Origin of the sequence: Streptomyces sp. ISL-98 (assembly GCF_018614055.1) — a bacterium.
Lineage (GTDB): Bacteria > Actinomycetota > Actinomycetes > Streptomycetales > Streptomycetaceae > Streptomyces > Streptomyces spiramyceticus.
Genome location: NZ_JAGGPB010000121.1, coordinates 1 through 8997 on the forward strand (window position 1 = coordinate 1; position 8997 = coordinate 8997).

Here is an 8997-nt window from a genome sequence, read left to right on the forward strand (position 1 = left end):
CACTCCGGGGGGCACCTCAGTGGGTTCGGACGAGGTGGCCGCCCGGAACAGGGCGGAGCCGATCTGCATGGCCGCGACCCATGCCTCCCAGGTCTCGATCCGTGCGGCGCGGGGATCGAGGGCGCAGTGATTCTTGACGTTCGCCAGTGCCCTGTTCAGTCCCGTGTTGAACGTGCTGGGCATGGTTTCGAGCTCCCGGGCCCGCGCCTCGGTGTTGTCAAGGAGCGCTTGCGGACTGCGAACTCGGTCGGCAGGCACCTCGTGACGTGTCACTTGTGTGGTCATTCCTGCCTGTCCTCCGGCTTCCGGATGTCGAAGTACTCCATGGCGAACCCAGCGTCCGTCTTGCGCTGGCGGGGTCCTTCGTCACCGACGTAACCACCGTCGCTGTTCCCGTTGGTGGCTGCCTCGTGGGTTTCGGGACTGTCGGTGGTCGCACGTGCCGATGCGAAGAGGCAGATCCCACTGCCCCTTGCGCCCATGCGGCGGGGGCGGACTCGGCACGCGAATGGGCCGGTTGGCCGTCGCGGATCAAGGGGCAGGGGGACGACGAGTTGGGCTTCTCAGAACAGCCCGTGCCACATCTGCTCGACGATCAGCGACCACCAGGTGTCCGGGTTCGCCAGCGCCATCGCGTCAATGGCGACCAGCTGCTCCTGTAGCTCCGCCACCGCAGCTCCCGCTGCCACTGGGTCGAGGCCCTGCATCTGCTCCCGTACGGTGGCGAGCAGGGCGAGGGAGCGGGCGTACGCGCCGGCCGAGATGTTCACGTAGCGCGCGGACGCGGTGACCGGGTCGATCGCCCAGACCGCGCCGAGCCCGTTGGGCTCCGTCGAGCCGGGCAGGCACTGCACCGCGAGCACCGCGACGCCGTCCCAGCCGATGCGGGTCAGGTGGGCCAGGGCCGCGATCTTCTCCTCGCCGGCAGGGCTGCGGCGCTCCCGCAGATTGGTGGCCACGTCGGTGAACAGGCCGCCTGCCGGGGGACCGTCGGGCCGGTCCGCGTTGAAGAACAGGGGCAGGTCGAGGGGGAGTCCGGCCCAGGTGAGCAACGACTGGGTGGCCTCGGGGAGTTGGCTGGCCGCGAGGTCGTCGGCGTCGTAGCGGCGTACGCCGTCGGAGCCGAAGACGTCGGTGAGGTGGCGGCCGAGGGCCACGTCGCGCATCGGCTCCGCGGGGGCGACCTGCGTCGGGACCGGGGTGCGGTGGGGGCGGGGCGGGGGCTGCCGGCCGGCCACCTGGTGCATCATCTCGACGTGCTGGATCAGCGCGGCGATGCCCTCCGCGCGGGCCTCCGGACGGGCGCCGTACGTCTGGGTGCAGGAGAGCTCAGCGTTCCGGAAGGTGTTGAGGAGCTCTGCCGTGTAGCCGCCGGGGAGCAGGCTGGGGCGCAGGTCGGTGTGGATCGCGAGGACGTTTTCGTTGGGCACGCCCATCCGCCGCAGCTCGCCCGCCGCCTGGTACTCGGACGGCGGGAGGCCGGGGCCGGAGTTGCGGAAGAGAGTCGTTTCCTCGCCGGTGGCCGGGTCGGTGTAGGTGAAGACGGAGGTGTTGCCGGGGCCGGTCACCGGACGGGCGTCCCCGGCCGACCCATCACCGGATGCGCTACCGCCATGCTTCTGCCGGTACATCCGTACGACCTCGTCGACCGGAACCGAAGGCCAGACCGTCAGCTCACCGGTACGCCGGTCCACGACCCCGCACGCGTCCCCGATCTCGGCGGGCGGCCGCCGCTGCCCGGTCTCGGGGTCGCGCTCCAGTGGGGCGGGTGCGGCCCACACGACCCAGCCCAGGTCGAACTCCCGCATCTTGACCTCGCGGCGGGGCGCCTCGCGGCCGTCAGGGTTGAGCCAGCGGTCGGCGGTGGCGAGCGCCTGCTCCTGGGTGGTCACGCGGGGCTCCTTCGGGGTCGGCGGGGACGGTTCTGCCTGGGTGGGGTTGGTTCTACGAGGCTATCGGTGTGGCCTGCGCCAGGATCCGCAGGGCCTTCGCACCACGCTCGGTGGCGACGAGGAGGATGCCGTCCGGGGAGAGGTCGGCGCCAGTGAAGGGGACGTCGGAGATCAGTGCGGCCACGATCTCCTCGTCGGCGCGGCTCCACACGCGCAGGTAGTCCCCACCCACGCTGAGCGCGAGCGGAGCAGAGGCGCGCTCCTCCTCGGAAGGCTGCAGTATCCGCTCGGGGGACGTGTCGCCGAGGGGCGTCCGCTGGACGAGGCTGTGGACGAGCAGTGCGGACCCGCCCCGCGCACCAATCGGGTACGCGTCAGGTGTGCCCTCCGGGACAGCGAGTGCCGCGACGGGGACCGCCGGTTCGTCGCCGGACGCCGGGATGCTCCCGATGGTCACCGCGTGGATGCCCGGGACCGGCAGGCTCCAGAGGGTCTGCCATGGGAGGTCGATGCCGAGCCGGTGGACGGCGGCGGCGTACTCGGGTAGGCCGTCCTCGACGAACGCGGTCTCCAGCAGGGCGGCACGCAACTGGGCCGGAGCCTCGGTACGCGTCAGCAGGGGAGCGGTGCGGAGATAGGTGCGGGCCGCGGCCCCGAGTCCTTCCGTCGGGACTGCCTCAATGGCCGCGCGCAGCCGTACCGGGTCCGCGTGGACGAAGAGCCCTGGATCGGTGAGGAGTTGGGGAAGAAGTCCAGCTTCGAGGGTGTGCCCCGCTATGTGGTCGCGTACGTAGGGATCGGCTCGGCCCCAGTCCTGGTTCGGCACGGCCTCGAGCAGTGCCACGGCTACCTGGGACTGGGCGGCGCGGACGCCGGCCAGCCCGGCGCGGATCTCGTCCCCGATGGCCGGGTGGAGCAGACGGAGCAGCGTACGACCGTCCTCTTCTTCGACAGGTTCGACGAACGGGGCCACGAGGGCCATGCCGTTCCCGATCGCCTCGGCCAGGTCCGGCCCGGCGACAGCGACCGCGAGCCGCCTCCACAGCTCCACCGGGACCCCGGCGCTCTCGGCCAGTGCCAGCGGAGCGAGCATCAGCCGCAGCGTCTGCGGGTCACTGCCGAGACGGCGGGAGTGCAGGTCCAGGGCCTGGCCGACGGACGCCGGCAGGTACTGGTCGTCGGTGGGGTCGAAGCCGTTGGGTGCCGTCAGGATGCTGTGCACAGCCAGCTGGACGACGAGGTGGTTCGTCCCGGCCCGGCGACCGATGGCCTCGGCCAGCCGGCGACGCTGCCCGGGATCGACGGTGAACGGCAGCTCGGGGACGCCGGACTGAGGATTCAAGGCCGCATCGGCGTGCAGCACCAGACCCTCGGGGTCGGCCCACTGCGGGTCGTCGAGGTCGATGATCTGCGCGGCTCCGGCCGGCAAGCCCTCCGCAAGCTCGGCGGCGAGTTCGCGCGGCACGTCGGTGAGAAGGCGTACGGTCTCGGTGGCCGCGAGTGGCTTGAGTACCTCTCGCACCACTCGTGCGGGCTCGTCCGCCGCACGCACGGGACCGGCCCGGTCGAGATCCGGAACGACGACGGTCACTGGACGGTCGAGAGAGGCCAGCTCGGCGTACACCCCCTTGGTACTGGACGCACTCAGTTTGTAGTGGTCGGCGACCAACCACAGCACCTGGCTTGCCGTACGACCTGCCGCTGCGGGCACGGCGGGTGCCGGCAGGGCGGGCGGCACGGCTGACGGGTCCATTTCGTCGACCGGCAGCGCCTTGCGGAACTCCGGGTCGCAGAGCATGAGGAATCCGGCAAGCAGGCGTGAGCGTCCGCTGCCGGAGCTTCCCGTGAGAATGACGACGCGCGGTGCCCCTGGCCACTCCGTACGCCATGCTGCGAGTGTGCGCAGCACAGCCGAGCGTCCGCCTATGTACGGGTGCGGTGTGTAGCCGTCGCTTGACCCGGTCATCGATCCCATCCTTTGCCCTTACGGACACCTTGCTTACGTCGTCCGTCGACCCTACGGCGGTGACATGGCCGCCCGGCCCCCGGCGGCTGATCGGACCAGGACCGGTCCCGCCCTCAGACCCGGTCATCGAAGTTGAAATCGTCGAAGACCCGTTGCCAGCATTGTGTTTGGAAAGCTTCGGGGTCGATTTGGCTCAGCCAGCGCCGAACATCGCTCTCCATGTCCTCGACCGACCAGTCGGACGCGAACCACCAGTAGTAGAGGCGGACCATGGCGACGAACTGACCGAGGCTGCTTCCGGCCAGCGAGTCGTCAATGCCCGACGAACCGTCCTGCAGCACGCTTCCGTCGTGGCCGTCGAGGAGGAGTCGTGCACCCTGCCAGCTGCCGAGGGAGAAGTACGGCGCTTCCCTCCCGGCCAGATTGCCGACTGGCCCGGCAATGGAACGCAGGCCTGCGTCCTCCAGCCCGGTGGTGTCGAGTTCGAGGAAGCCGGTGACACAGGGGAGGCCTACTGCGGAGAGGAATGCGCGGGTACCGGTGTCGGAGATGTCAGGTGGCAGGGTGCCCTGCGGGAACCGTCTGACCGCCGCAGGTCCCCAGACGCTCGTCAGCCACTCGGTCGTGGGGCCCAGGGCCGCGGCGGGCAAGTCCGCCGGAGCAAGCCGTGTGTCGGTGCCCACCAGCCGCTTGAGGAGACCGGGCGTGGCTTCCCGCGCGGCACTGTGGTTGATTTCGACGGCGCACACCCCGTCGGTGGAGGCCAGAGCGATGCGAGAGCCCGAGCGCACGCCTCGACGGACGTATTCGGGCATGCGGGGCAGATCCACTTCGCCGTCAGCGGCCCCGGCAGGCCGCCACCCCCGAGGCCCCTGATCCGCGTGCGTCGTACCAGACACGTCCGCGGCCTCGTCAGGTTCGGCCTGAGGCGCGCCTGTGGCCAGGTCCCAGGTGCCGATATGGTCGTGGCGGGTGCGGGCCGTGACCAGGTCACCTGCCGGTGTGTGCACGATGCGGAGCGTTCGGACGATGGGACGCCGCACCAGTGTGTCCGTGCTGAACGCACCGGCACCGACGCCGTAGGCCCAGAGCGTTTGCCAGGGCAGGGCCACGGGGCCGGCCGCTGACAGGAGCCGATCGGCCGCCGCTTCTCCCTTCGGACCGGCCTGCATCAGGCTGAGGTGCAACAGCGCCAGCCACTCACCCTGGGACGACGGCCGAACACCGCGGCGCGCCAAGTAATGGATGTGGGCGCCGGCACTTCCCTGGGGGACGGGCCGTCCATGGAACGCGGCCTCGAACGCCTCGAACAGCGACTCGTGGCCGACGCGGACGACCGCTGCGGTGTCCGCGAGAAATTCCGCGAACCGGTCGGCCGCTGCCGCGTGACCGGCCAGGGCGCGATCGGCGTACCACCGCGTCGCCTCGGGGGCGTCTGTGGCCGACAGCGCGGTGAGTGCTCGCGCGTGACAGGACCTGGCCTCCTCGGCAGGCATCTCCGTACGCAGCCGCCTGGCCGCTGCCTCCTGGCGAAAGGACACGAGGGTGGCGCCCGCCTCGTCGTGCGACCTGCGGAGCCAGTCCCCGGCCGCCGAGTCGCCGAGAAGCCCCTCCAGCCGGGACTCCGGGACGTCCCGGCCGAGGGCCGAACAGAGCAGGGACCACACGGGCAGGGGTACGAAGCGGTGCTCGGCCAACGACAGTGCGCGGAGGGCGAACGGCAGGACCGATTCCTCCTCCGGCTCCGGGAAGGCGGGCATGTTCTCGAAGCCCCCTTGGAGGGTCAGATGCCGGCCGCCCAACTCGGCGGCGCTGCCCGGGGCATCGTCGACCTCGACCAGCAAGCGCATTCGCAGCCCGCGCCGATGGTTCTTGACGAGTACTCGTGCCACCTGATCGAGCACGCGCTCTGGTTCGCGCGAGGTGCGCAACCGCCCTGCCCACTGTGTGTTCGCAAGAACGACCACGGGGTCGTCGGAGATCTGGCGGACTACCGCGGTGAAGTTGCCCTTGAAGGCGTCCGTGGCAGGGACGCCGAGGGCCGACGCCACGTTCCGGGCCACCTCCTCCGCGGACCTGCCGGCGCAGTCGACGTGGGCCGCCGCCGGATGGCGGGCGACGACCTCGCGCAACAGCGCCGTTCTGCCGCTGTCCGCGCGCCCGCCGATCCACAGCCAGGCGCTGGCGTCGCGTGGCCGGTCGATCCATCGCAGCGCACGGCTCATCGCGAGTTCTACCCGGACTTCATCCGGGTTCGGGGTGGTACTCATGCGTCAGGTCTTTCCTACGCAGGGGGCTTTGGCGTCGGCAAGTGGTAAGCCTTGAGAATATCGGAGACCTTGTTCAAGTGATCCTGGAAATCGGCTTCCGTGGCCTGAGCCACATTGTTCACTCCCTCGCGTGGATCGCTGAACGGTTCCACCTGTTCGCCTTTTCGGTAAGCCGTGGCATAGGTCACCCCCATGTCCTCCGGCAGGTAGGCGCGGATGTAGCCCCCGCAGTCCGCATGCCCCTTCGACTCGGAAGGGTGGCCACAGGGCTCGCGCTCTGTGTACAGGTGCACGGGGGCGAACGGCTCCCGCCCCTCGGCGGCGCGGTCCTCGTTGAGGCGCTCGATCCAGCCACCCAAGTGCGGTTCGGAGTGGTCCGGTCGCGGTCCCGCGTGGCTGTACGAACTGTCGGCCACGTAGTGGGTCTGCTTGGTTTCCGGGTCGTAAACCTCCATGACTGCGAAATTGCGTCCCGAGAAATTCGGTTTCATGTCATTGGTGGCCGCCACGACGCTGTCGGCCACGCTTTCGCCGTACATTTCGTCGAGGTGGTGCCGGGTGCGCTGCGCCGGGCTGGCGGAGGCGCTGTTGGAGCCGTCCACCTCGGAGAAGGGCTTGCCATTCGCGTGCGCGACGGCGGCTCTTGAGTCGTTGTATTTCTCGTTGTCGTTGCCCGAGAAGTTGGTCTGCCGCAGTGCGTCGCGCTTGCGGTGTGCCTCTCGTTCGGCGTCGTCCCGCCACTCGTAGGCAGAGCGGTCACCCTCGCGCGCGTGCGGACTGGCGCCCACACCCTGGTTCATATGGAAGTCATTGCTCAGGCGTGCCAGAACGCCCACCGCCGCGGCCTGTTGGCCTCGGCTCAGATCCGCAAAGCCGGGAATTCGATCCACGAGGTCGTCGCGGCGCCAGGTCGTACCCTTCCTGCTTCCTTCGAGCAGGTCACGCATCCCGGCGTTGTCGTTGTTCGCAAAATCTCCCAGGACGTTGTAGACGGGATCCAGGTCGATCTGCCGGAGATCCCGGTGGACTCGGAAGTCCCTTTGAGCCTGGTCGCCGATGACACCGTAGTGCTGGTGTTCCGCGTCCTGCCTTTCCTCGAACGGGGTGGAGCCCAGCCGCTCGGGGTCCTGCCCCGTCGTCTCACCGGTGTTGTCACCCTCGTCGTCCCAGTCGTCCTTCGTCTCATCCGGTTCGCTTCCGGCGGGTTGGTCCGGCGCTCGGCGCTCGGCGTCCGTGGGAGTCGCGGAGGGCTCCTGCTGTGGCCGCGTACTGTCGTCGGCGCGCCGTTCGGGCGCGACCGGCTGGCGGTTGGAGTCCAGCGGAATCGCGAAGACGCCGTTGTTTCCGCTGTGCAGCGGGCTCGGGCTGGTGCGCCCCGTCTGGGCGTCGATGTACGTGATCTTGCCGTTGTGGTTCACGGCGTTCCACGCGTGCGCACGCCCATTGGCGTCCTGCGTGATGATCACGGCCTGCGAGCCGTGCCCGCTGTCGCGGAGGGTGTTCTCCAGGCGGTTGAAGGCGTCGCGGCCGTTGCCCATGTCGCTGAAGCGGGCGCCGAGCGTGTTCTCTATTCGGTCGCGGCCGCCCTTCTCGCCGCGGTCCGAGGGATTGCCGTCGGCGTCCAGGTCGGGCGTACGGCTGGCGGCGGCCGTGGGGTTGCCCGCGTAGGTGTCGACGGTGGAGAGGGCTACGTCGACACAGTTGTTGTTGCGGCCGGGGGCGTCGGGTCCGTCGCCGTTGATGTTCTGGACCCAGGGGCCGTCTGTGGGGTCCGGTGGGCGGGTGGGGTCGCCGTTTTCGTCTCGGGGGACGGAGTTGTCGAGGGCGTCCTGCTCCGCGCGGGTGGGGTCGGTGACGCCGCCGGGAGGTGTGGTGTTGCGGGTCTCGGACGCCGGTGTGGGGGTGGTGGGCTTGGTGTTGTTGTCCTGGCCCTGCTGCTGGGTCGGCGGGGCGGTGTTGGGGGTCTGCGTGGCGGGCTGGGCGGTGTGACCGCTGGGGGCGGGGGTCACGGTGTGGATGGGGACCGCCGTCACCTGTTGTTGCTGCTGTTGGTTCGGTGTGTTTGGTGTGTTCGCCGGGCTCGGTTGTGTGTTCTGAGGTGTGTTGGGCTGCGAACCCGGCTGTTGCGGCTTGTTGCCCGGATTGGGGCTGGGGGTGGCTCCGGGCTGGTTCGGGGTGCTCGGAGTGCTCGGTGTAGTTGGAGTGCTCGGGGTGCTGCTGTTCGGCGTTGAGGCCCTGCCGGGCGTACGGCCGGGAGCATTGGGGTCCGAGGCGTTCGGGCTCGGCGTCGCCGCTGGAGTGCCGGCGGGCGACTGTGTGGTCCTGGTTGGGGCCGGCTGCCTCGGGTCCTGGCTCGGGGTGGTTGATTCGGGGCGGCTCGTGTTGGGCGTGGTCGAGGCCGGGTTCGTGTTCGTGTTGGGCGTACGGGTGTCTGCCGATCCCGGTGTGCTGGTGTTGGGCGTGCTCGGGTTCGGGGCGCGTACGGGTGCAGTCCCGGGTGCGGGCTGGTTCGGGTTCGGGCTGCGGCCGTCCGTCGATGGTGTCGGCGTACTGCGCGGGGGCGTGGAAGGAGTCGGGTTCGGTGTGGAAGCGGGGCCGGTTCCGGTGGGGTTGGGGGTTCCCGGGGTGGTGGTGGAGGGGGTCCTGGGCGGGCCCGATGTGGGGTTTGGGCTGGTGGGGCTGGTGCCGGAGGGGGAGCTGCCTGGGGTGTTTGTGCCTGTACGTGCTCCTGCCGCACCGTCCGCTGTTGTGGGGGAGGTGGGTGAGGTCGGCATGGGGGAGTTGCCGTCCGACCGGGGGCCTGTGGACGACGGCTCGGTGTTGACGGGGGGTGCGGAGTTGGACTGGGTGGGGGTGCTTGCGGCGAGGC

5 protein-coding genes and 2 pseudogenes are annotated in these 8997 nt (G+C 70.0%); 1 reads left to right on the forward strand and 6 read right to left on the reverse strand.

Annotated features, from left to right (window positions below):
- The 6 genes and pseudogenes from J7I98_RS40640 to J7I98_RS40665 form a co-directional block, all read right to left on the reverse strand.
- Window positions 1–183 (reverse strand): annotated as a pseudogene (locus J7I98_RS40640) (hypothetical protein); the annotation flags it as partial.
- Between the two features lie 98 nt (window positions 184–281).
- Window positions 282–482, reverse strand: a complete 201-nt coding sequence (locus tag J7I98_RS40645) for a hypothetical protein (protein WP_214930076.1) — start codon at window positions 480–482, stop codon at window positions 282–284.
- An 81-nt stretch (window positions 483–563) separates the two neighbouring features.
- The gene (locus J7I98_RS40650) at window positions 564–1892 is read right to left on the reverse strand and encodes an SUKH-4 family immunity protein (RefSeq protein WP_214930077.1); all 1329 of its coding nucleotides are present in this window, start codon (window positions 1890–1892) and stop codon (window positions 564–566) included.
- A 52-nt stretch (window positions 1893–1944) separates the two neighbouring features.
- The gene (locus J7I98_RS40655) at window positions 1945–3858 is read right to left on the reverse strand and encodes an ATP-binding protein (RefSeq protein WP_214930078.1); all 1914 of its coding nucleotides are present in this window, start codon (window positions 3856–3858) and stop codon (window positions 1945–1947) included.
- 113 nt (window positions 3859–3971) lie between these two features.
- The gene (locus J7I98_RS40660; protein WP_214930079.1) at window positions 3972–6128 is read right to left on the reverse strand and encodes an SUKH-4 family immunity protein; all 2157 of its coding nucleotides are present in this window, start codon (window positions 6126–6128) and stop codon (window positions 3972–3974) included.
- Window positions 6129–6142: 14 nt separating this feature from the next.
- Window positions 6143–8137, reverse strand: coding sequence for a toxin glutamine deamidase domain-containing protein (locus tag J7I98_RS40665; RefSeq protein ID WP_214930080.1), 1995 nt, complete (start codon window positions 8135–8137; stop codon window positions 6143–6145).
- Between the two features lie 175 nt (window positions 8138–8312).
- Between J7I98_RS40665 and J7I98_RS42815 the strand changes: the two are divergent.
- A pseudogene (locus J7I98_RS42815) lies at window positions 8313–8997 on the forward strand (hypothetical protein); the annotation flags it as partial.

Excerpts from the sequence above, each read along its gene's own strand:
- J7I98_RS40655 (WP_214930078.1), bottom strand. The coding sequence starts at position 3,858 with ATGACCGGGTCAAGCGACGGCTACACACCGCACCCGTACATAGGCGGA.
- J7I98_RS40645 (WP_214930076.1), bottom strand. The coding sequence starts at position 482 with ATGGGCGCAAGGGGCAGTGGGATCTGCCTCTTCGCATCGGCACGTGCG.
- J7I98_RS40660 (WP_214930079.1), bottom strand. The coding sequence starts at position 6,128 with ATGAGTACCACCCCGAACCCGGATGAAGTCCGGGTAGAACTCGCGATG.